The sequence below is a fragment of the Vibrio sp. M260112 genome (assembly GCF_036533775.1).
Classification (GTDB): domain Bacteria; phylum Pseudomonadota; class Gammaproteobacteria; order Enterobacterales; family Vibrionaceae; genus Vibrio.
Genome location: NZ_JATABH010000013.1, coordinates 41,365 through 63,724, shown reverse-complemented (window position 1 = coordinate 63,724; position 22,360 = coordinate 41,365). Strand labels below are relative to the sequence as shown.

At 44.7% G+C, this 22,360-nt stretch carries 18 protein-coding genes and 1 tRNA gene; 11 read left to right on the top strand and 8 right to left on the bottom strand.

Features of this window, described 5'->3' with window-relative positions; genetic code table 11:
* The first annotated feature begins 65 nt into the window (after nucleotides 1-65).
* From QTN95_RS08275 to QTN95_RS08265, 3 genes are all read left to right on the top strand, one after another.
* Nucleotides 66-818 (top strand): electron transfer flavoprotein subunit beta/FixA family protein, encoded by a 753-nt coding sequence (locus QTN95_RS08275; RefSeq protein WP_331417118.1) that lies wholly within the window; start codon nucleotides 66-68, stop codon nucleotides 816-818.
* A gap of 10 nt (nucleotides 819-828) precedes the next feature.
* On the top strand, nucleotides 829-1,800 hold the full coding sequence (locus QTN95_RS08270) for an electron transfer flavoprotein subunit alpha/FixB family protein (protein WP_331417117.1): 972 nt from the start codon (nucleotides 829-831) through the stop codon (nucleotides 1,798-1,800).
* Nucleotides 1,801-1,967: 167 nt separating this feature from the next.
* Nucleotides 1,968-3,614 carry a methyl-accepting chemotaxis protein gene (locus QTN95_RS08265; protein WP_331417116.1) on the top strand — a complete coding sequence of 549 codons (1,647 nt, stop codon included), beginning with the start codon at nucleotides 1,968-1,970 and terminating at the stop codon, nucleotides 3,612-3,614.
* A 49-nt stretch (nucleotides 3,615-3,663) separates the two neighbouring features.
* On the opposite strand, the gene QTN95_RS08260 is transcribed toward QTN95_RS08265, so the two are convergent.
* The 4 genes from QTN95_RS08260 to QTN95_RS08245 form a co-directional block, all read right to left on the bottom strand.
* A complete protein-coding gene (locus QTN95_RS08260; RefSeq protein WP_331417115.1) occupies nucleotides 3,664-4,800 on the bottom strand; it encodes a dihydrolipoamide acetyltransferase family protein in 1,137 nt (378 codons plus the stop codon).
* Nucleotides 4,797-5,780: an alpha-ketoacid dehydrogenase subunit beta gene (locus tag QTN95_RS08255; RefSeq protein ID WP_331417114.1), complete on the bottom strand. Its 984-nt coding sequence runs from the start codon at nucleotides 5,778-5,780 to the stop codon at nucleotides 4,797-4,799. The genes QTN95_RS08260 and QTN95_RS08255 overlap by 4 nt, the downstream gene beginning before the upstream one ends.
* Nucleotides 5,773-6,876, bottom strand: coding sequence for a pyruvate dehydrogenase (acetyl-transferring) E1 component subunit alpha (gene pdhA, locus QTN95_RS08250; protein ID WP_331417113.1), 1,104 nt, complete (start codon nucleotides 6,874-6,876; stop codon nucleotides 5,773-5,775). Before pdhA ends, QTN95_RS08255 begins: the two co-directional genes overlap by 8 nt.
* 487 nt (nucleotides 6,877-7,363) lie before the next feature.
* Nucleotides 7,364-8,914: an alanine/glycine:cation symporter family protein gene (locus QTN95_RS08245; protein ID WP_138973655.1), complete on the bottom strand. Its 1,551-nt coding sequence runs from the start codon at nucleotides 8,912-8,914 to the stop codon at nucleotides 7,364-7,366.
* Between the two features lie 569 nt (nucleotides 8,915-9,483).
* On the opposite strand from QTN95_RS08245, the gene QTN95_RS08240 reads away from it, so the two are divergent.
* The 4 genes from QTN95_RS08240 to QTN95_RS08225 all read left to right on the top strand — a co-directional run bounded on the left by QTN95_RS08240 (nucleotide 9,484) and on the right by QTN95_RS08225 (nucleotide 13,946).
* Nucleotides 9,484-10,023 carry a DUF3332 domain-containing protein gene (locus QTN95_RS08240; RefSeq protein WP_331417112.1) on the top strand — a complete coding sequence of 180 codons (540 nt, stop codon included), beginning with the start codon at nucleotides 9,484-9,486 and terminating at the stop codon, nucleotides 10,021-10,023.
* Between the two features lie 161 nt (nucleotides 10,024-10,184).
* Nucleotides 10,185-12,185, top strand: a complete 2,001-nt coding sequence (locus QTN95_RS08235; RefSeq protein ID WP_331417111.1) for a HAMP domain-containing methyl-accepting chemotaxis protein — start codon at nucleotides 10,185-10,187, stop codon at nucleotides 12,183-12,185.
* A gap of 143 nt (nucleotides 12,186-12,328) precedes the next feature.
* Nucleotides 12,329-13,687 (top strand): transporter substrate-binding domain-containing diguanylate cyclase, encoded by a 1,359-nt coding sequence (locus QTN95_RS08230; protein ID WP_331417110.1) that lies wholly within the window; start codon nucleotides 12,329-12,331, stop codon nucleotides 13,685-13,687.
* 184 nt (nucleotides 13,688-13,871) lie between these two features.
* Nucleotides 13,872-13,946, top strand: a tRNA-Gly gene (locus tag QTN95_RS08225).
* Nucleotides 13,947-14,114: 168 nt separating this feature from the next.
* On the opposite strand, the gene QTN95_RS08220 is transcribed toward QTN95_RS08225, so the two are convergent.
* Nucleotides 14,115-15,821 (bottom strand): ABC transporter substrate-binding protein, encoded by a 1,707-nt coding sequence (locus QTN95_RS08220; RefSeq protein ID WP_331417109.1) that lies wholly within the window; start codon nucleotides 15,819-15,821, stop codon nucleotides 14,115-14,117.
* A gap of 91 nt (nucleotides 15,822-15,912) precedes the next feature.
* Between QTN95_RS08220 and QTN95_RS08215 the strand changes: the two genes are divergently transcribed.
* The gene (locus QTN95_RS08215) at nucleotides 15,913-17,124 is read left to right on the top strand and encodes an MFS transporter (RefSeq protein ID WP_331417108.1); all 1,212 of its coding nucleotides are present in this window, start codon (nucleotides 15,913-15,915) and stop codon (nucleotides 17,122-17,124) included.
* 290 nt (nucleotides 17,125-17,414) lie between these two features.
* Here the strand turns inward: QTN95_RS08215 and QTN95_RS08210 are convergent, their stop codons facing one another.
* The 3 genes from QTN95_RS08210 to QTN95_RS08200 form a co-directional block, all read right to left on the bottom strand.
* Complete coding sequence (locus QTN95_RS08210; RefSeq protein WP_331417107.1) at nucleotides 17,415-17,693, bottom strand: type II toxin-antitoxin system RelE/ParE family toxin; 279 nt, start codon at nucleotides 17,691-17,693, stop codon at nucleotides 17,415-17,417.
* A complete protein-coding gene (locus tag QTN95_RS08205; RefSeq protein ID WP_331417106.1) occupies nucleotides 17,690-17,974 on the bottom strand; it encodes a type II toxin-antitoxin system RelB/DinJ family antitoxin in 285 nt (94 codons plus the stop codon). Before QTN95_RS08205 ends, QTN95_RS08210 begins: the two co-directional genes overlap by 4 nt.
* A gap of 179 nt (nucleotides 17,975-18,153) precedes the next feature.
* Nucleotides 18,154-18,600 carry an exoribonuclease R gene (locus QTN95_RS08200; protein WP_331417105.1) on the bottom strand — a complete coding sequence of 149 codons (447 nt, stop codon included), beginning with the start codon at nucleotides 18,598-18,600 and terminating at the stop codon, nucleotides 18,154-18,156.
* Nucleotides 18,601-19,141: 541 nt separating this feature from the next.
* On the opposite strand from QTN95_RS08200, the gene QTN95_RS08195 reads away from it, so the two are divergent.
* The 3 genes from QTN95_RS08195 to QTN95_RS08185 all read left to right on the top strand — a co-directional run bounded on the left by QTN95_RS08195 (nucleotide 19,142) and on the right by QTN95_RS08185 (nucleotide 22,288).
* A complete protein-coding gene (locus tag QTN95_RS08195) occupies nucleotides 19,142-20,350 on the top strand; it encodes a NupC/NupG family nucleoside CNT transporter (protein ID WP_331417104.1) in 1,209 nt (402 codons plus the stop codon).
* Between the two features lie 165 nt (nucleotides 20,351-20,515).
* Nucleotides 20,516-21,745: a peptidase T gene (gene pepT, locus QTN95_RS08190; RefSeq protein WP_331417103.1), complete on the top strand. Its 1,230-nt coding sequence runs from the start codon at nucleotides 20,516-20,518 to the stop codon at nucleotides 21,743-21,745.
* Between the two features lie 75 nt (nucleotides 21,746-21,820).
* On the top strand, nucleotides 21,821-22,288 hold the full coding sequence (locus QTN95_RS08185; protein WP_331417102.1) for a DM13 domain-containing protein: 468 nt from the start codon (nucleotides 21,821-21,823) through the stop codon (nucleotides 22,286-22,288).
* Nucleotides 22,289-22,360: the final 72 nt, after the last annotated feature.

The following is a 22,360-nucleotide window of genomic DNA, read 5'->3' as shown; positions in this document are numbered from 1 at the left end:
TTACAGTTGACGTAAACGTAAACTTTACTAAGCTCAATTTATCACTTTGCTTTTCGGAGATTGCGATGAAAGTTCTGGTAGCGATTAAACGCGTAATTGACCCGTACACGAAGGCACGTATCAAAGCTGACGGATCGGGTGTAGAAACCGACAACGTTAAAATGGCAATGAATCCTTTCTGCGAGATCGCCGTTGAAGAAGCGATTCGAATGAAAGAAGTGGGTAAGGTAAGTGAAGTGATAGTCACCTCTATCGGTACTGATGATTGCCAAGAGCAGTTGCGCAGTGCGCTCGCATTAGGAGCGGATAGAGCGATACATGTCAGCAGTGAGAAGATGCTTCAGCCACTCGCGGTAGCAAGAATTCTCAAACGGCTTGCAGAAAAAGAGCAGACCCCGCTGGTTATTGTTGGCAAGCAGTCTATTGATACTGACAACAACCAAGTGGCGCAAATGTTAGCCGGTCTTATGGCGTGTCCTCAGGCGACGTTCGCATCCAAAATCGATCTTGTTCATGAAGAGCTGACGGTCACTCGTGAAGTGGATGGTGGACTGGAAACGCTTAAGTTAACCCTGCCAGCTGTCATAAGTACCGATTTAAGACTCAACGAGCCACGTTATGCATCGCTACCCAATATCATGAAGGCGAAGCGTAAACCATTAGAGATCGTCAACGTTGAAAGTTTGAATGTTGACTGTTCGCCGACTCAGACTGTGCTGGAGGTTTTTGCTCCTCCTAAGCGTGAAGCTGGAATCATGGTTGCGACCGTCGCCGATTTGGTCGACAAACTTAGAAATGAAGCCAAAGTGATTGAATAAGGAGTGTGTGATGAGCGAAGCCAATATTTTAGTTATCGCAGAGCATGATCATAAGACGATCTCGGCGGCGACATTATCTGTGTTGACTGCTGCGATGCAATTAAAAGGATTTTCTTCCGGCGCAAAACTCAGCGTATTGGTGGCGGGTAACCCTTGTGATGAGATTTGTAATCAACTCAGTGGTTGTGAAGGAATCGACGAGTTGTTAGTGGCAGATAGCCCAGTGTATCAATCCCAGCTCAGTGAAAATCTCGCACAATTGGTGATGAGTCGTGCCTCTGAATATGGCTATTTGCTCTGTTCGTCGTCGAGCTTTGGCAAAGACATAATGCCTCGGATCGCGGCTCTGCTCGGGGTTGGAATGATGTCTGACGTGGTTGCTATTGAAAGTGGCGATACGATAGTGCGCCCGATATACGCAGGTAATGCGTTAGCGCGAGTACGAAGCCATGATGATCGAAAAGTCATGACGGTGAGAAGCACTGCGTTTGAAACAATATCCCTTCAAGGGGCAAACACGGTCAAAATTGTGCATCTAGACTTAACGATAGATTGTCAGGGAACAGAGCTTATCAGCCGAGACAACATTCAAAGTGAACGCCCAGAATTATCCAATGCGGATGTGGTGGTTTCTGGTGGGCGAGGTGTCGGCAGCAAGGAAAACTTTGCCATGGTAGAAGCTTTGGCTGATAAGCTCGGTGGGGCGATAGGAGCCTCACGAGCGGCTGTTGATGCGGGTTTTGTTACTAACGATTTACAGGTCGGTCAGACGGGCAAAATTGTCGCACCGCGTCTCTATATCGCAGTGGGCATTTCGGGGGCGATACAGCATTTAGCAGGTATGAAAGACTCCAAGGTGATTGTTGCGATTAACAGCGACCCTGATGCACCAATTTTCGAAATTGCGGATTATGGGCTGGTGGGGGACTTGTTTACATTACTCCCAGAATTAATAGGACAAGTCGGACGAAATGACAGATAGGATTTCTGTCTAACTCATAGATAAATTGAGTGATTTGTTCATAAAGTTCATTAACATCATTAATGAACAAAAGGGTCATTAAGAAAGGTATCTGAGCGAGATTGTTGTCGCTATTATTAAGCTTATAAGTAAACAAAATAATAATAAATTTGATTCAAGGAATGACAATGATTGCCAATAAATTCACCTTACAAAGTCGCTTAATTTTTGCGGTGCTACTGCCATGCATCGCATTAATTGCTGTTGGTGTTGCGGGATACAAGAGTATCAGCAATCTCAATCAACAGTCTGAGAAACTATATTCAAACACGTCTGCGCCGATGCGCTCAATGGCTGAAGTCGCCTCAAGAATCCCTAGAATGCGAGTCGGTATCGATATGATGCTACTGCAAGACACCTCCTTACGTGATCAAAAAGGGGTACTGACTCGGGTAAAAGAGACCCGAGAAGAGGATATTCCTGAGATGCGTCAGGCAATCGAAAATGCTGTACAAGCGCAGGCAACCACTGAACTCAAGCAAGAGGTAACCAAGTTACTCGAGGAATTTGAGCGTATGGTCGCTCAAGAACTGAATCCTATGTTGGCGGTTTTAGAAAACAATGACTTGGAAAGTGCACGACAGATTTATAAACAACAATATGCTAAGACGTATGGTGTGTTAAAAAATCATGCAAACGCCATTCTTGATACCTTACTTGAACAGGCGCAGCAACAGCACCAGCAGAGCACTAGCGACTATCTTGCAGGCAAACAGCAGTTGTTTGTCATTATTGCGATTGGCTTATTTTTGTCTGTTGTGACTGCGCTGGTAACGGTCATCAGTCTCAAACGACGCGTCGCTTATCTGCAAGACTCTATTTCACTTGCTGCACAGCAAATGGCATTAGACAGCCGCTTAGCACTGGCAGGAATCGATGAGCTATCCTCCATTGCAGATAGCTTTAACGCCTTTGTAAGCCGTGTTCATGATTCGATTAAAGAGGTGGCGACAACCTCCAAACAGCTAGCACTAACGGCTCAACAAGTCTCCCAACATGCAGAGTTAACGCAGAACCATTGTACTAACCAAAGAGACCGTACCACACAGGTCGCGACAGCGATTCATCAACTCGGTGCCACGGTGAGTGAGATTGCTACCAACGCCGCGCAAGCAGCGGAAGTTGCCAAAGACGCAACCAGCCAAGCCCAATCGGGTTCTCAAATCGTCGATGATGCAGGAACCCAGATTAACCAGTTGACTCAAGAACTAGAGCAAGCCAGCGAAATTGTGACTTCATTGGCGAGCCAAGTTGATGATATTAGCTCGATACTTGATACCATTCGTGGTATCTCGGAGCAGACAAACCTGTTAGCGCTCAATGCTGCGATTGAAGCCGCGCGCGCGGGAGAGCAAGGTCGAGGCTTTGCCGTAGTGGCTGATGAAGTACGTAAACTTGCCAGCCTGTCTGCTGACTCGACGGAAGAGATCCAAGGGGTCATTAACCGCTTGCAAGGAGAGTCAAACCGAGCCGTTAACGCAATGGTTAATGGCAAAGAAAAAAGTGTATTGGTGGTAGAAAGTGCCGTTAATGCTAATCAGTCATTGAACAGAATCGAGCAACATATTACTCATATCAGTGATCAGAATATCCAAGTTGCAACCGCCACAGAGCAGCAATCAAGCGTGGTGGGTGAAATTAATCGCAATGTCGAAGAGATCAATCAGTTTACTGTTGAAACGGCGCAAGTTGCACAGCAGTTGAATGTAAGTAGTGACCAGCTAATGGGACTATCTCGACAGTTGGATGGACTGGTGAGTAACTTCAAAGTGTAATGCTTAACAAGCCAACGCCGCTCATGATAGATGCGACGTTGGTTAACCGTTAACGCTGAAGATGCTCGACCAGTTTCTTGGTGAATCTTGCTGCTTCGCCGCCTGTACATGCACGGTGGTCAAAAGTAATCGATAGCGGCATGACTTTAACCGCAACTGGAACGCCATCTTTTATCACCACTCGTTCGATGATACGCCCAGCACCAACAATCGCGACCTGAGGTGGTGAGACAACGGGCGTGGCGAAAATGCCAGCAATGGCACCAAAATTAGAGAGGGTGATGGTTGCATGCTGTAAACTGTCTCGGCCAATTTTACGTTCTCTAATTCCTTGGACGGTTTCGTTTAACCATGTTCGGATGTCGTTATCGTCATAACTCTCAGCGTGTTTCAACACGGGGACGTAGAGCCCGTGACTGCTGTCAACGGCAATACCGATATTGACTCGGCTATGGACACAGCGGGTCATGGTTTCTGCGTCGAACCACGCATTCAGAGCCGGTTCTTCCTGACAGGCATAGACAACGGCACGAATCAATCGCCCTGATATATCCTCCGCTGCTGTCCAATTTGCCAGAGACGCTTCTTCGGTAATCGTCACTGCCGCGACACTGTGATGCGACTCAGACATGGTTGACACCATGGTTCTACGTGCACCTTTTAACACTTCAGTGCCAGGACTCTGCTTACGCGCTTCGGCATAAATGTCATTGTCGGTGATTATTCCATTCGGCCCGGTACCGCTGACGGTGTTTAAGTCTACGCCGAGCTTTTTAGCCAGCAGGCGTGTTGAAGGTAGCGCCGTAACCAGTCCGTCTATGGAAGGGCTGTGAGTGCTGCCGATCCAAAAATCGTCAACGTCAACATGGTGTGTGGTTTGCGATACATTGCCAACCACAGTGGCCGCGTCTTGTTGCTTCTGTTTTGACGCAACGGTGCCAACTAACTCAGGTTGCTCTTCAATTTCGAGCAACAGTGCACCGATGTTTATCACATCACCCGCTTCGCCATGGCGACTGACCACAACGCCTGAGTAGGGGGCCGGTACTTCCACCACCGCCTTTGCTGTTTCAACGGTGAGCACCACTTGATCTAGCTCGACCGAATCGCCAACATTAATGTGCCATTCGACAATTTCGGATTCTGCTAGACCTTCGCCAAGATCTGGTAATAAAAACGTTTTCATTTCCAACCCTCCACAAGCTCACGTGCAGCTAAGACGATGTCTTGCTCATGAATCATAAAATAGTCTTCGTTACGGTAGTAAGGCATGATGGTATCGAATCCCGTGACACGTTTAGGTGGTGCTTTTAGTAGACACATCGCTTTTTCCGCGGTGCGAGCAAGAATCTCCGCCCCAACGCCACACGTTTTGCTGGCCTCATGCACAACGAGCAATCGGCCAGTTTTTTCTAACGATGATAGTATGGTATCCATATCAATGGGTTTGATGGAGGCGAGATCAATGACTTCCGCTTCAATTCCTTGCGAGGATAAGGTTTGCGCCGCTTGCAATGACTCAACAACGCAAGCGCCCCATGTCACTAAAGTAATGTCTCTGCCTTTACGCAGAGTAAAGCAAGTATCTAGGGGAAGCGCTTCTCCATTGTCAATCACATCAGATTTGACAGTGCGATAGATGCGTTTTGGCTCGAAAAACATAACGGGATCGTTGCTTCTAATCGCCGCCAATAGCAATCCATATGCGCGTTGTGGGGAAGAAGGGATGACAACTTTAAACCCAGCAGTGTGAGCAAACAGGGCTTCAACACTTTCAGAGTGATGTTCCGGAGCGTGAATACCACCGCCAAACGGTGCCCTAAATACGGCGGGACAGGTTAGGCGACCACGTGTTCGATTTCTCATGCGAGCCGCGTGACACATAAGGTGCTCCAACGCAGGAAAGACAAACCCTTGGAACTGGAATTCTGCAACGGGCCGCAAGCCCTGACTCGCCATGCCAACTGCGACACCTCCAATAAGCGCTTCAGCAAGCGGGGAATCAATCACACGACGAAGACCGAATTTTTCTTTTAAGCCAACGGTGGCACGGAATACACCGCCGTTATCGCCGACGTCTTCGCCCAGAACCACTACGCTAGAGTCGTGGCTCATTTCATAGTGCAGTGCAAGGTTAACTGCTTCGACTAGGGTGAGTTCAGCCATGTTTACCTCCTTGCATGCGCATTGCTTTATTTATTAGCTCATCGCGTTGTTGATTCAGTTCGACGGGGGCTTGCTCATAAAGAAAATCAAACGCAGTTTCAGGCGCTTGAGGTGGCAGAGATAGGTAATGTTCGACTGCTAATTCGACTTGTTGTTTGCACGAGACGAGCCACTCCTGTTCAAGGTTATCGTTCCATGCGCCGTGGCTAGTCAGATAGGTCTTGAGACGTTTAACGGGTTCATATAGCCAGGCTTGGTTCAGTTCGTCACCGCTCCGGTAACGCGTCGCATCATCGGCGGTGGTATGATCACTAAGTCGGTAACTGACGGCTTCGATTAGTGTCGGCCCTTTACCTTTGCGAGCGCGATCTAACGCAGCTAGAACCGTGTCATGCACAGCAACAACATCGTTCCCATCGACGGTAATTCCACGGATCCCAGCTCCTTGCGCTTTATCAGAGAGAAAATCAGCGGCGCATTGCAGCGCACGGGGTACCGATATCGCCCATTGATTATTGTTCACGACGAACACAAGTGGCAGGTTCCAAGCACCGGCGCAATTGATGCTTTCAAGAAAATCACCTTTCGAAGTCGCGCCATCGCCACAGGTGACGAGGGCAGCGTGATGTTGATTGTCTATTTTCAGCGCTGCCGCAACACCAACAGCGTGGGTGCATTGAGTCGCAATAGGTACGCAGAAAGGTAAGTCATAGCATGGTTCTGGGGTATCACTTTGGGGCGCAACATGAAAGTCACTGCCTCGTTCATCGCCTCCCCAATATTGAAGGTTCTTTTCCATCGCGATGCCTCGTGCCCACATTGCGGGCATATCGCGATAATAGGGAATAAAGACATCTCTTGGATGCATCGCATGGCCAATTGCCACACCATAAGCCTCAGAACCCAGATGGGAAGGGTAAGTCCCCAGTTTCCCCGTCCGTTGCAGCGCCACCGCTTTATTGTCATAAGTTCGGGTGAGCAGCATATCTTTATAAAAATCGGTTAGGGTCGCTAAGTCTGCCCATGCGGGAAGTTGGTTGACCGCGTTACCTTCGTGATCGATGAAGCGTAACATGGGTAGTGTCTGAACATTCATTACTATCTCCTTTATGTTACTCATTAGTGGATCGCACTTGGAGCAACGGTGTCTGACTCAGTGACCATGTTTCGGCACATCAAAGCCCAGATAGATACTTAAGTTTCATACATCTCTAAGTTAGTGACTAAAACAACCTGCTGATGAATTCGCCACCTGCGTATTATTCACCTGTAAACAAAGATGAAAACAGCGATCAATTTCAATCATTACACTTTAAGGTAAGTGTAACAAAGATGTTAAAAGTTGCGTGTTGAGAATGATTATTGTGTAGTAAAGCTGAGCTTACACTTGCGTGAGTTGTGGCGAAAAATCGCGTTTATTAACAAAGACGGGATGAATAGTTAGTTATTTATACTTGTGATTGAGCTTGATCTAGAGGATTGGTTTGCAAGTTTAGATACAAAATATCTGTTTTTAGCCGTGTATCTAAACGAAAACAGCAGACCGAAGCCTGCTGTTTAACGAGTTAGAGCGAAATGTCAGATTATTCTGGTTGCTCTGCTAGGTTTTGTTTTGGTTGCTGTGCTTTGTACACTTTACCTGCGTTGAAACGTTCTAGGTAATCCGCTAGGTCACGTTTCACTTCTGGTACTAGGATGTAAAGACCAACAATGTTCACTAGAGCCATTGCAAAGATCATTGCATCTGAGAAGTCGATAACTGGACCAAGGTTCATTGCCGCACCAATGACAACAAAGATACAGAACTTAACTTTGAAGATGATTTCTGCAGTTTTGCTCTCACCGAACAAGTAAGTCCAAGCTTTTAGACCGTAGTATGACCAAGAGATCATCGTAGAGAAAGCAAATAGGATTACTGCTACAGCAAGTAGGTAAGGGAACCAGCTAATTGCGCTACCAAATGCCGCAGACGTTAGTTCAACACCCGCTAGACCTGTATCTGTGTCTAGGTAACCTGTGATGATGATAACTAGTGCAGTCATAGTACAGATAACAACCGTATCAATGAAAGGTTCTAGTAACGACACAAAGCCTTCTGACATTGGTTCTTTTGTTTTTACCGCTGAGTGAGCGATAGCCGCCGAACCAACACCCGCTTCGTTCGAGAACGCCGCACGTTTGAAGCCTTGAATTAGAACACCGATTACACCACCAGCAATACCTTCACCAGTGAATGCGCCGTTAAAGATTGCTGAGAATGCGTCATCGATGCGATCAAAGTTCATCAAGATAATGATGATAGCAGCACCAACGTAGATGGTTGCCATGAATGGAACAACCTTCTCAGTGACTTTAGCGATAGACTTAATACCACCGATGATAACGATACCAACGACCACAGCGAGGATTAGGCCAAACAACCAACCTTTATCTGCAAAGAATGAAGCATCGCCACCAGTAACACTTACAACCTGTTTGAACGCTTGGTTTGCTTGGAACATGTTACCGCCACCAAGTGAACCGCCGATTGCGAACACAGAGAACAGAACGGCAAGAGTACGACCGAATGCGGCGTTACCACGTTTAGCCAGACCTTTGCTTAGGTAGTACATTGGGCCACCAGAAACAGAACCGTCTGGGTTTGTGTTACGGTATTTAACACCAAGTGCACACTCTACAAACTTGCTCGACATACCAAGTAGGCCTGCAAGGATCATCCAGAATGTCGCACCAGCGCCACCGATAGACACAGCCACAGCAACACCAGCGATGTTACCTAAACCAACAGTGCCCGAAAGAGCCGTTGTCAGTGCTTGGAAGTGAGACACCTCACCATCTTGTTTTGATTTTGGATCTGAGAACTTACCAGATACCAAGTCGATAGCGTGTTTAAAACCACGCACGTTAATGAAGCCTAAGTAGACTGTGAAGAAAGTTGCTGCAACAACTAACCAAAGAACAATCCACGGCACCTGTACGTCACTAAAAGGGAACGGAATAGTCGAGAAGATCATTCCTACAAAAGGGTTAACGATAGGTGCAACGACTTCGTTGATCTTGTCATCCAAGTTGGATGCTGCAGCGCTACCTGCAAATATACTCGCCAATATGGCTAGCGAAATACGCTTTGTCATGCTTTTCCTGCCTGTGAAATGGGTGTTTTTATAAATAATACTTATATTGTGTTGTGTTTTGTTACATTTGTGTAACGTTGTCTATTATTCATTTAATAAATAAGCACGCAACATCTTTGACGGAAAAGTTGATCTAGCAAACAATTCTGATTTTTACTAACCAGTCAGGCTGATTTTGAACTTATTCACTGCTTTCTGTAGAAAATATGGATTTTATATAAAGATGTAATTGACTATTTTGGTCGGATATTTTGCGGTTTGGGCGAATATATAAAACTGTCTGATTACTATTTGAACAGTGGTAGATGAGGTTAACCCCCGATTTTGCAGATTATTTGTACTGCATTCTGAAACAAAATGTTATCGAGCCTAAATCTGAGCAGTGCGATCACTATAGAGGGCGGATTGGGTATTGTCATAACACTATATATAGATTGTGTTGTAGGAAATAACCTATTTAAAACAAAAGGTTAACATAGTAAATTTTGTGTCAAATGTCTATTGTGATGGATTGATTTAGCCGAAAACAAGAGTACGATGCGCGCCATCTTGATTAAGTGGTGGTATACATGAAAACTAACGTATTAAAAATGGCTATTGTAGTAGGCTTAGGTGTTTCTTCTCTTACTGGTTGTATGGGACAAATGGCGACGACGGGTCTTGTGTCAAAATTCAATCTAGAAGTGGTAGATAACCGCTACGGTCGTGAAGGTATGTTCCTGCTTCTTTCACCTATCTATGGTATCGCTGGTACTGTCGATCTATTCGTCTTCAACGCGATTGAGTTTTGGACAGGTACCAACCCAATTTCTGGTAAATCACCAGCGGTAGTAGATACTCCGACCAAAAACTACATCAAAGTGAATGGCCATTTAGACAGCTCACTTAAAGATGTTCCTTTGTCGAACAACGCAAACATCGAAAAAGCAACGATGCAGCAAATCGACGAAAACACAATGCAGATGGATATTTCATACATTGATGGTACTCAACAAGTACTTCGTGGTGAAAAGTCGCAAGATAGCGTAGCCTTCTACCTAGATGACCAGTACATCACGACAGTCTCTAATGATGAGTTAACGAATTACGTAACAGCGGCAAATATTTAATAGCCCTGTTATATCGTGTTTCGAAGTCCTCGCTTAGCGGGGACTTTTTTTTGCACTTACCGACCGGCTCATACAAAAGTTTAATTTATTAATACACATTTATTTAACAACATTGAGCAAGACGCTATAGTAAGCATTGAACTTACTATAGGAGTTAATGGATGAAACTCACGATATCAGGGAAGTTACAGCTAAGTTTTCTGTCACTTGCAGTACTTTTTATCGTTTCCGCATTTTTAATCTTCCGCAGCATTAATACTGTCGATACTCAGACTCGTTCGTTGCTAGAGAGTGATCTGCCGACCGTAGATGCCGGTCGTTCAATTCAGCAATCTATTCAAGCTACAGTATCTTCTCTACGAGCGTACATGCTGCTTGGAGGGGATGAAATGACGGGGGCTGAGCAGAGAGACAACTTAACCCAAGCGTTACTCAAGGTTGATGAAGCGCTCCCCCAATTAGAAACGCTGTTAGTTGCAGAGAGTTACCAAAGAGTCTTGTCACAATGGACAGTGGTAACCAAATCGTTGAATGAAATCGCCGAGCTCAGCCATAGCGATGAAAACCTTCCTGCTCACTCACTATTTATCTTTGAAGCCGCCCCTATCGCAGAGGTCGCACTCGATCAACTGCAAGGTTTAATCAATGACGAAGCAGGGAATAAAGAGGGTGGAGAGCGTAAGCGTCTATTCAGGCTCTATGCAGATAGCTATACCTCGTTAGCAAACGCGCTTTCATCAATGCGAGATTTTCTTCAATACGGTAGCCAAGACCATCTCGACAAGTATCAAGAATTTCTAAGCATCCACGCCAAATCTGTAGAAGAAATCGAGTCTAAGACCGATTTGCTATCAAGCAGTGACCAAGGACTATGGTCACTGTTCAAAGAGATGCAACAGCTCTATTTTCCCTTAGCGGATCAGGTAGTGAATCTTCGTAAATCGAACGACTGGAACATCGCAAATCAGAAGATGGCAAACGAGCTGGTTCCTGCTGTACAGCAACTTGATGCTAGCCTCGAGGCGGTGATCAACCAGCAGCAAGCTCAAGCTGATGCGAGTGGGCAAGGGATCTTTAGCTCAGTCACGAATGTAATTCGTTTGCTGGTTGGCTCGATTGCTCTGGTCGTGATCGTATCGGTAACTACTGCCCACCTCATGGGCAAAAACATTGGTCGTCGTGTGTCGATTGTGTCCAAACGTGCCGAGTCCATCGCTGATGGTGATGTATCTCAAGCTTCGCTAGAAATTGAAGGTAGCGACGAGCTGGCCAGTTTGATGCATTCGATCAATCGAATGAATGATGAGCTCGCCAGTATAGTAAAAGGTGTCACGACTAAAGCGAACACCGTCAGCGATAGTATGAAGTCATTGCTCGACGCCAACGAAGCGACGGTTTCTCAGGTCGAACGTCAGAAGGCGACTATGGCACTAGTTGGCCAGCAAGTGAGTGAAGTGAGCCAGTCAGCCAACGACACTGCAATACAAGCAGAACAGTCGGTGACTAATTTGCTTCAATCGAAACAACAGATCGAACGTGGTTCACAAGCGTTGGATCTCAATAAAAATACTGTAGGTTTGCTGCACACAACAATAGAAAAAGCGAGTGACCAGGTGGATGAGCTCAGCAAAGAAAGTGAAGCGATTGGCCGGGTTACCGAGGTGATTGAAGGTTTAGCGGAACAAACGAATTTGCTCGCGCTAAATGCGGCGATTGAAGCTGCAAGGGCAGGGGAATATGGTCGAGGTTTTGCTGTGGTTGCCGACGAAGTTCGATTACTCGCTATGCGCACCACAGAATCGACTACAGAAATCAACAACATCGTTAACGCGATCCAAACTTCGACGAGAGCCGTTGTCAACGAAATTGACAAGAGTAAGGATTTAGCTCGCGAAGGTGCGGAACATACCGAACTGGCGTATGGGACACTCAACTCAACCACGGATCAAATTGAAGTGCTTAACCAACAGATGAAAGAGTTATTGAGTTCCGCTCAGCAACAGTCGTTAGCGACCGACGAAATACAGAGCTTAATGGAAGAGGTCATCTTATCCGTTGAGGACGTCGCGAAGATATCCAATTCCTCTTCTGATATATCGAGTCAGGTTCGGACTCAAGTGAACGAACTTAACAATGAGATGGGACAGTTTAAAATAAGCTAATTTGTTGAATTAGTGAGATTTGACGCGAATTACTTAACAATAATCATAATTGATGAAATTGATCGAAGTACGATCTATACCAACCTCAATATATGGTCTATAGCTTAATAGTCGTAAGAGTCAGCTTAATGGTAAGGATGGAAGTGCTTCGATTTTTTATTAGTGTATTGGTTCTAGTGAGTTTTACTTCTTGGGGGCAAGCTGATTCGCCGCAAAAGCTTGTTGTGGCTAACTCAAAAGCATGGAAACCCTTCTCATTTATTAATCAAGAAGGTCAGCCTGACGGTATATTGATTGAGTATTGGCAGGAGTTTGGTCACAAGAACAATATAGACGTTGAGTTTCTTTTGTTGGACTGGCAATCATCACTCGAAGCGGTAAAAGATGGCCGTGCAGATCTACATGCGGGTTTGCTATGGTCCGAAGGACGAGACAGCTACCTAGACTTTACCGCTGGCATTATGTCTATCGACACTCAGCTTTTTATCAGTCAAGAGCATATAGGCTCTAGTCTAGATGAATTCATGCTCTCTAAGCACGACAATAAGGTAGGGGTTGTTGCGGGCGGTTATGAGGAAGAGTTCACCAAACTGCATTTTCCAAATCTCAATCTGGTTAGCTTTGCCAATAACAAACAGATGATCGAATCTGCGTTTGCGGGTGATATTGATGCGTTTGTTGCAGACCTACAAGTGGCTAACTTCTATATCCACACATCTCAAAAAGCCCCGAAATTTTTTGGGGTTCGCCATCTCTATTCTGGCGAGTTAAGGGCGGCGGTAGCTGAAGGGAATATAGCGCTACAACAACGAATTTCACAAGGTATCAACTCGTTTGGTGTTGAAGATAAACAGAAGATCTTCAATCGCTGGATGTACATCAATACCGTGTATCCTGATTACCTAATACCGCTATCTGCACTTGCGATCGGTTTAGTTACTTTTGGCTATATCGTGACACTTAATATTACGGTTAAAGTTAAAACTAAGGCGCTGGAGCAGGCCAACCGAGAGCTTAAAGTACTTTCTGAAACAGACCAACTGACAGGGCTAAGTAATCGACGCCACTTTGTTGCAGAGTTAAAGCAACGTCTTGCCAGCGAAGCGGCAATTTCAGTAATGATCTTTGACATTGATGATTTTAAGAGCATCAATGATACCTACGGTCACCAAACTGGTGATGAAGTGATTAAAAGTGTGGCACATGCCGCCGCCGATATCGTCCCTGAGCAACATTTGATTGGTCGTATAGGCGGGGAAGAGTTTGCAATAGTCATGTGTGGTGGGGAGTTTGGCAAAGTCGTGGATATTGCAGAAAGCCTATGTACCAGAATTCGACACTTATCTATTCTCGATAACCCAAGCATCAAAGTTTCAGTCAGTCTAGGCTGTGCACATTATTTGTCTAATAACGGTGACATCACGCTATCAGACGCTGACCACCTGATGTATCAATCAAAGTTAGAAGGGAAGGATAGAGTCACCGCGATCTGCTATCCCTAGTATTCACAGTGAGATTTCTTCCCGAATAACGGCTGAATCTGGCGGCTAATTTGTTGCCGTCAGAGAGAGAATTCGCGGAAAAACCACTCACATTGATGCTTAACTGTTCACTTGAACGCAAACTCCAAAAAAAAGGTTTTCTTTTCAGTCAGATGTGGCATATTAACTAGGCCTTCGACGCAAAGCGTACTTCGTATAATGGCTATTACCTCAGCCTTCCAAGCTGATGATGCGGGTTCGATTCCCGCAGTACGCTCCAAAATTCCTCAGTAATTTCAAAGATTTACATCAATTTTAAGCAATTCCAATTGGCACTGATACGACAAGGTGTCACGATGTACATTTTTCGAAATCGTAATTCTACTTACTACTCTCGTTTTTACTTTACCTCTCAATGGGTTAACTTTGGCTATCCAAAAGAAGTGCGTTAGGTAAGGTGGTTGCGTTGTTCGCCCCTAAAAACAACCTGATTGAAGTCGATCCAGCCATTAGTAAGAAGATCCATCGCATTCACTTTATCAGAGATTCTCATGTCTTGTGCGCATTGAAACAGGGGCATATAAATCGCTTTTCGAATCAACTCGCGTTCAATTCGCTGATAACCTTGAACACGCTTACTTTCATCTGATTGAGCCAAATTATCAAATACTTGTTGTTCGAACCAAGGCTTTGATTGCTTATTCAGGCTCGCCGTCAAGGTGTTTGTGCACAACAGCCATCCAAGCCAAGAACTCTCTTTATGTTCACCAAACACCTCACCAGAAACAATAATATCCGCTTTCGATTGTCGCTCTACTTGGTCAAATTCAGGGTATGGAAGCACGGTAAGGTTTGAATCTAAACCATGCTGACACAGCAGCTCAGTGATGTTTTCAGCAGCTTCAATATGCCCAGGCAACTGATAAGTTAACACCTCAAGCGGCACCTGATTTACGGAAGACAAGTCCACTTTTTTGCCTAATTTAAAGGGCTCAAGGCTTGTCATACCTGAGGCTCGGCGATAAATCACAGTGTCTCTCACACCGTTCATTGGCAAAGATTGCAGCAACTTTTGGATGTATCGACGATGTTTTGTTAACCTCATCCATGCGTTGTTTGCACTGTTTAAACAGACGTAGATACAGCCCTCTTCCCACTGTTGTACCTGTGTGAATGCATCAGAAATATCCGGAGCTGAACTGCCATGCACAATATCGCAATTCATTTGAAAGTCTTTTGCAGATAAGCCCATGTTCCAGATTTCTACGCCATCTAACCAAGGTCGATAACCATGATAATGAGTGGAAGCAGTCATTAGCGTTCGGTAGTTGGTTTGCTCTGCTAATCGAAACGATCCACTTCCGACTATCGAGCCGTCGCTGTTCAATTTGGAAACCGACAACGCACTATTCGCCATCAACTTTGGCAGATAGTGAGACAAACGTTTGGAACGAATTCGTAAGGTGTACTCGTCGACCACAGAAAACTCATCAATGAGCTTGAACAGACCTCGACTCACCGAGTTTGACGAGATGATCGACTCAAAGGCTTCCTTCACATCAAATGCAGTAAGTGCTGAGCCGTCCCAGAACTTAAGTGATTTACGCAGTCGAACTCTCAGCGTATCACCTGTGTGCTCCCAAGTTTGCGCTAGATCCCCCTCCAACTGGCCAGTGTTCTTATTGAAACGTAACAGATTGGCATAGAGGTAATTCGCGATATGTTGCTCAGTACGCCTTGATATTTCATAGGGGATCAAACTATGTGTCGCTCGATAAAAAGGGATTTGGAGGATGTCCTGATCGTTATCTTGCTGTTGATATTGACTAATGAACTCGGCAATAAACTGATCACGATCTTTGCTTCTGATTAGCTTCAACGCCTGTTCGGTTTTTCCCTCATTCATCCAAAACTTAGCTTGTACGCTTAATGTTGTGTGTACCGGCTCTTTAAGGAGAAGCTGAGGCAAATTACCTCTTCCAACACCCGACTTCCAGTCAATGATCGATTCTTCCACCAGCCTTTTGATGACCAACTGAGCATTGCGACGTGTGCAGTTCAACGCTTTCGTTACGTCATTTAATGAAATCGGTGTCCATCGACCTATCTCAAACCCAAAGTCTCGCAAAAATACTAAAGCTAACCAATAACGCATAAAGGTGAAATCCTAAAATTATATTTCTATTTTTCTTCATCTTTTATTTTCAAATAATAGCCGCGTTACCGAAAATAAAAAGGACATTTAGATGAATACGTTAGCTGAGTCTCATGGCTCCATCTGGAAGAATAAAACCTTTGTTACACTGTTTAGCAGTGCTCTGTTTGTGAGCTTTGCGAGCCAAATCTACGCACTTGCATTACCGTTGTTGGTGTATGAACTGACCCAATCTTCCGAGTGGATGGGTTGGATGAGAGCTGTTGAGTTTCTACCCAATCTATTACTGGCTCTTTTTATTGGCGTGTGGGTCGATCGCTGTGATAAAAAGCAGTGGTCGCTGGCGATGTTACTCGGTCAAGCGGTAACGGTGCTCACGTCCTTCTTCGCAGTTGAGTTCCTTGAAGATCCATTATGGGTTCTGTTCCCGTGCGCGTTCTTAATGATGGCATTTAACTACGGCTACCATAATGCGCGGATGTCGATTCAGAAAAGCGCGCTTTCACATGACACTCAGAATGTAGCAACAGCTCGAATGAGCTCCTTGGGCAGTTTTATGGAAACCGTAGGGCCTGTACTCTCGGGAGCCATCATGTTATTGGCGGCCATTCATAACGTCTTCATCGGCGTAGCGCTTTTGATGTTACTGGCTTTTTGGCAGGTCAAAAGACTCGAGGTAAAAACACCAATCAATAAAGATGAACAAAGCACTTTCAGCGCAATAAAAGAAGGTTGGCAAGCACTACGTAATGAACAGAATATGTGGCTGATCACCCTTGCTGTAATGGTCATTAACACAACAGGCGCGGTATTTTGGATTCAAGCTATCTATTATGCCAAGGCAGATTTAGGGTTGAATGCTGTAGGAGTGAGTTATCTGATCGTTGCTTCTGGTCTTGGTGGTCTCATTGGTGCATTCAGTGCCGATAAACTACGTAAGAAATGGGGGTTGGGATGGCTTCTCATTATCTCGATTGTACTTGAATCGATCGGGTTTGTTATTCCACTGGTAATGGAGAATCAAACAGCGCTTATTGCTGGGTTCTTTTGGGTATCCGCTGTGGGTTTATATAGTAGCATCTGTGTTTGGAGTTACCGCCAAGAAGCCTTTGATATCAGCATTCTCGGCCGAGTAAACGGTATAACGGGCTCGCTCTTCAAACTTCTAATGCCATTTGGCCTTGCTGGTTCTGGCTATATAACATCATTGATTGGTATTGAGTGGTTGTTCGTCGGATGCTTTGCCACACAACTATTAACAGCATTTTGGTTAATGACGACCAGCGTCCGTTCTATTCGTTAACAGCAAAATAGGTGATAAAGTTGAACGTCATCATTGGTGGCAATAGAAGTGACTCGCACTAACAAAACGGGGCATCAACCTTAGCTGCTTCCCATACTTTTAGTGATGACCCCTAAAGCACTTTTATATGGAAAGAAGATTAATGAGCTTTACTCTCAGAGAGCGACGCCAATAGTTTAAATGTTGGGCGTGATAACCTCCAGTTCTTCGCGGTGTACTGAGTCAGTATGGCACGCGGAGTGTCAGGGAGAGGGAGTCCATATCATTCGTTAGTTACCCAGTCGACATAATCAGTCTGTTGGGAACTTTTGTCTTTGGTGCAGTACTCGCATAATTCGAATGATGTCTCCTTCAACCCAGTAGGAAACTATCATAGAAATCTCAGGAATAATGAGCAGTCGCCCTCTAATGCCGTCTCGTTGGACTCCCATTTGAGGTTGATCTAAAAGGTCATCAACTTTTGCCTCGATGATTTCATCTGTTTTATCAGCAGCTTTGGGGTTGAAGTCATAAAGAAAATCAAAGATCTTTTCACGATCGTTAAGAGACTCTTCTTCCCACAAAATCATAATTTGCCCCGGTTACGTATTTTAGCTTTGCGCTCGGCCATACGAGATTTGGCTGATTCGTGGTCAACAAAAGCAGCGTTTCCTGATTCAAGCTTCTCAAAAGCTAAGTTTACTTGTTCAGTTAACCATGCATCGTGAGATAAAGTCTTTCTCTGTTGGTCGGCCAGCTGCTCAGTCAGTTCGCGACAGGCATCGCTTAGTGTTCTGCCTTGGCTTTCTGCCATTTGTTGGGCTAGTCGCTTCGTTTCTTCATCAACACGAAATTGAATTCTTGTGTCCATGATGCACTCCATATTTTATGTGTGTACAGATGTTAGCACTAGGTTTAAAGTTGGGCAACTAACAATAATTTAAGCAGATTCGCAATGCTTGGCATTTTTGGTTTGAATCTACTCTTTGGCTATCCAATGAATTAGGACATCTGGAGGTGACGAGTAGTCGATGTCGCTTTCTAGTATCGTCATTTTGATTGTGCAATCTGAGCGTATTGACGCAGTAAGTCAGTGAGTGTCGTTACCCATTCGAGTGCGTTTTGAGGGCTCTCCTTGAGGATTATCTCAACGTGGTTACAGTGAGTCTCAAGTGGAATCGCTCGCTCTAGATGGAACGATACTGTGTAAAAATGCCACAGCAGTAGTCGCTGCATTCGAATGATGTTTTGCTGCTCATTGTCCGATTCTTCAAACAATGCTGGCAGTTGGCTCAGTGCGATAGCGTTCATTCTTAGCATTGCATCAAACTGAGCTTCTTGAAGCTTATCCTGATCTTCGGTCTCATCTTGCTCAAACGTAAACAGTTCTGTCATTGATTCTTCAGGAATAAGACGATGAATCATTTTCAAGCTCAATTCTTCAAGTTCTTCACGAGAAGTTTGAGTGAGACTGCTGTAAGTGTAATCGCGTTGCATATAGGCTCTCAGACATCAAAGTAGGGCGGGTATTCTAGCGGTTGGGAGGGAAAATACCATACGATCCTTCCTTACGAGCCAAAAAAATCCCCGCATGAGCGGGGGAAAGTCTTAGTTATGTTAGCTAGGTTAGCCTATGACATTGTAGTGAACTTAATTGTCATACCAAAGGTACGTTAAGCTTTGTTATTTAACACTAGGTGCCAAATGATATAACGCCAGTTTTTGGCCAATAATTGTGATGCCCTGATAGTGGAATTGAGAGTTTGGTTCCAATTTTATAGGTGTTTAAGTGCGTATGTTGACAAGGGTAAAAACGAAGTTTACCGCGACCAATAGGTGTCCCAAATATGCAAAGTGGTCATACATTGAACACTTGAACGTTTGCGTAAAAATATGTGATGAAACTCTCATTCGTGGCGCTATACTTTCCGCCCGGTTGAGAATAACAGCTCTACCAATACAAGCCGTCACAGGGAATGGTGAATGACCCCAAGGACAGGACCAGCTACCAATTCAATGCTTGTAGAGGTAATTTTTAATGAATGTTTTATTTGGCTTAATCGGTGTCATTGCCCTGCTTTTGTGTGCAGTATTCCTGTCGGAAAGTCGCCAATCAATTAACTGGAAAACAGTGTCCCGTGCTCTGTTACTTCAAGTTGGTTTTGCAGCGTTAGTGCTTTACTTCCCTTGGGGACAGGCAGCATTAACAAGTTTAAGTAGCGGCGTATCGAGCTTATTGGGGTTTGCAGACCAAGGGATAGCCTTCCTATTTGGTGATCTAGCCAACACTGGGTTCATTTTTGCTGTTCGCGTTCTTCCTATCATCATCTTCTTCAGTGCTCTTATTTCTGCACTTTATTATCTCGGCATTATGCAAAAAGTTATCGAGTTCATCGGTGGTGGTATTCAAAAATTCCTTGGCACCAGTAAAGCAGAATCTTTGGTGGCAACGGGTAACATTTTTCTTTCTCAAGGTGAGTCTCCTCTTCTAGTTCGTCCTTTTCTTTCTCGAATGACTCGTTCTGAGCTGTTTGCCGTTATGGCTGGTGGCATGGCGTCTGTTGCTGGGAGTGTGCTCGGTGGCTATGCAGGTCTGGGAGTGGAGTTAAAATACCTGATTGCCGCGAGTTTTATGGCTGCACCAGGTAGTTTGATGATGGCAAAAATCATTGTGCCTGAACGTGATACTCCTATCGACCAATCAAATATTGAAATGGATCAAGCGCAAGAGAGCAATGTGATTGATGCACTAGCAAGTGGTGCGATGAATGGCATGAAGGTGGCTGTTGCGGTGGGTACTATGCTGATAGCTTTTGTCAGTGTGATTGCGATGGTGAATACGGGTCTTGAAAGCCTAGGTGAGTTGGTTGGCTTTAGTGGCATGACGCTCCAAGCACTGTTTGGATATTTGTTTTCGCCACTAGCATGGGTTATAGGTGTTCCTTCCAATGAAGTGTTGATGGCTGGCTCATACATTGGTCAGAAGATCGTAATGAATGAATTTGTTGCGTTCATTGATTTTGTTGAACATAAAGCTCTGCTTTCAGAGCATAGCCAAGTCATCATTACTTTTGCACTTTGTGGTTTTGCTAACATTGGTTCTATTGCAATCCAGCTGGGCTCAATCGGCGTTATTGCGCCAGAGAGACGCGCTGAAGTAGCCAATTTAGGCATTAAAGCTGTGCTTGCTGGCACATTAGCTAACCTGACGAGTGCATGTTTGGCAGGTATCTTTATTCTGCTTTAATCCTGCAACTTGAATATTTTTAAGCCCGAATAGCTATGCTGTTCGGGCTTTTTTGTATTCGCTAGTTATTGCGAAAAAAATGATTTATAGCAAAGCCTTGTAGCTAAGAAGGAGTACGATGAGAGCTCGTTATGAGTAAGGCTTAAATTATAAGAGAATGTATTTATGAATGAATTGGTACAACGTTTTCTGCGCTATGTGACTTTTAATACTCAATCAAATCCGAACCATCTTGCCTGTCCAAGCAGCGAAGGACAAATGACCTTTGCTCAATTTCTTAAACAGGAATTGATTGAACTTGGCTTAAGTAATGTTTCTCTCGATTCCAATGGGTATGTAATGGCTAAGCTGCCTAGTAACGTAGATTATCCTGTTCCAGCCATTGGCTTTATCGCGCATATGGATACTGCGCCTGATGCTTCAGGTGAGAATGTAAAAGCGCAGATTGTAGAAGATTATCAGGGTGGCGATATTGCGTTAGGCAAAGGTGATCAAATACTCTCTCCAATTCACTATCCCGATTTGCATCAATTACATGGGCATAACTTGATTACTACAGATGGGACAACGTTACTTGGGGCAGACAATAAAGCAGGCATTGCGGAAATTATTTCTGCTATGGCGGAGCTTATCGCCCATCCCGAAATCCCTCACGGTGAGATCTGTATTGGCTTTACGCCGGACGAAGAGATTGGCCGAGGTGCTGACAAGTTTGATGTGGCAAGGTTCGGGGCCGAGTGGGCTTACACCATTGATGGTGGTCCGGTCGGTGAGCTGGAATTTGAGAACTTCAATGCAACCAGTGCTGATGTTATTTGCCATGGTGTCAATGTTCATCCTGGAACAGCAAAAGACAAGATGGTCAACTCAATGAACATTGCTGCTCAGTTCCAAATGATGATGCCAAGTGACGAGACTCCTGAGTGCACTGATGGCTATCAGGGTTTCTACCATCTGAAGTCCGCGAGTATGTCGGTTGCGCGTAGCGAGTTGGGCTACATCATCCGAGACTTTGACCGTGAAGGGCAAGCGGCTCGTAAACAATTTATGATTGAAAAAGTTGCCGAGTTGAACAGCCAATTAACGCACGGTTCAGTTGAATTGCAGTTAACCGATAGCTACTTCAACATGAAAGAGCAAGTGGAGCCGTATCCGCATATCATAGAGTTAGCGAAACAAGCGATGATTGCGTGCGATGTTCAGCCCCAGATTAAGCCAATTCGTGGTGGTACGGATGGTGCGCGATTATCATTTATGGGCCTGCCATGCCCTAACATTTTCACCGGTGGTTACAACTTTCATGGCATCCATGAGTTCGTTTCGATAGAGGGAATGGAGCAAGCGGTAAAAGTTATTGTGACATTGGCAGAGAAAACAGCTCTTAATTATCAATAAGTATCTAATTCAACAATGATATTTTATTAAAAATCATATACATTTATAGCAGTAATTTTTCAAGTGAGTGTCAGGATGAAAAGGATATTGCTGCTGCTAACACACACGACGTGTATCGCATTGGGCTTTGCATTAGGAATTTATGCGTTGCCCATTCTCACTCAACCTCCATCTCCTACGATGCAGCAGGTGCAAAGTATCACCACGCAGGCTATTTATACTGCGAGTTTTCAAAAAGATCGCAAAGATAGTGATTTTTTACATTGGGGAGAAGGTTCACTTTCCATCAGCCAAGATGAAGTTGCCTTTGTTGGCGGTTTGGCTCCTGGGCCCGACTACAAGTTATATTTTTCGCCAACCTTTATTGAAACCGAAGCAGATTTTTTAGCGCAAAAAGAACAGATGGTTCAGGTTGGTGATGTCAAAAGTTTCGATCGCTTTACTGTCACTCTTCCAACAGGGTTTGATGCGGCTAAATACAACACCGTTATTATCTGGTGTGAAAGCTTTGACCAGTTTATTACGTCGGCAAGATATAGGTAATTGTCATGTAGGACATTTCTGAACAATGGGCTTTAAAGGTATCTCAAATTTGAGTATTTGATATTTTTTACA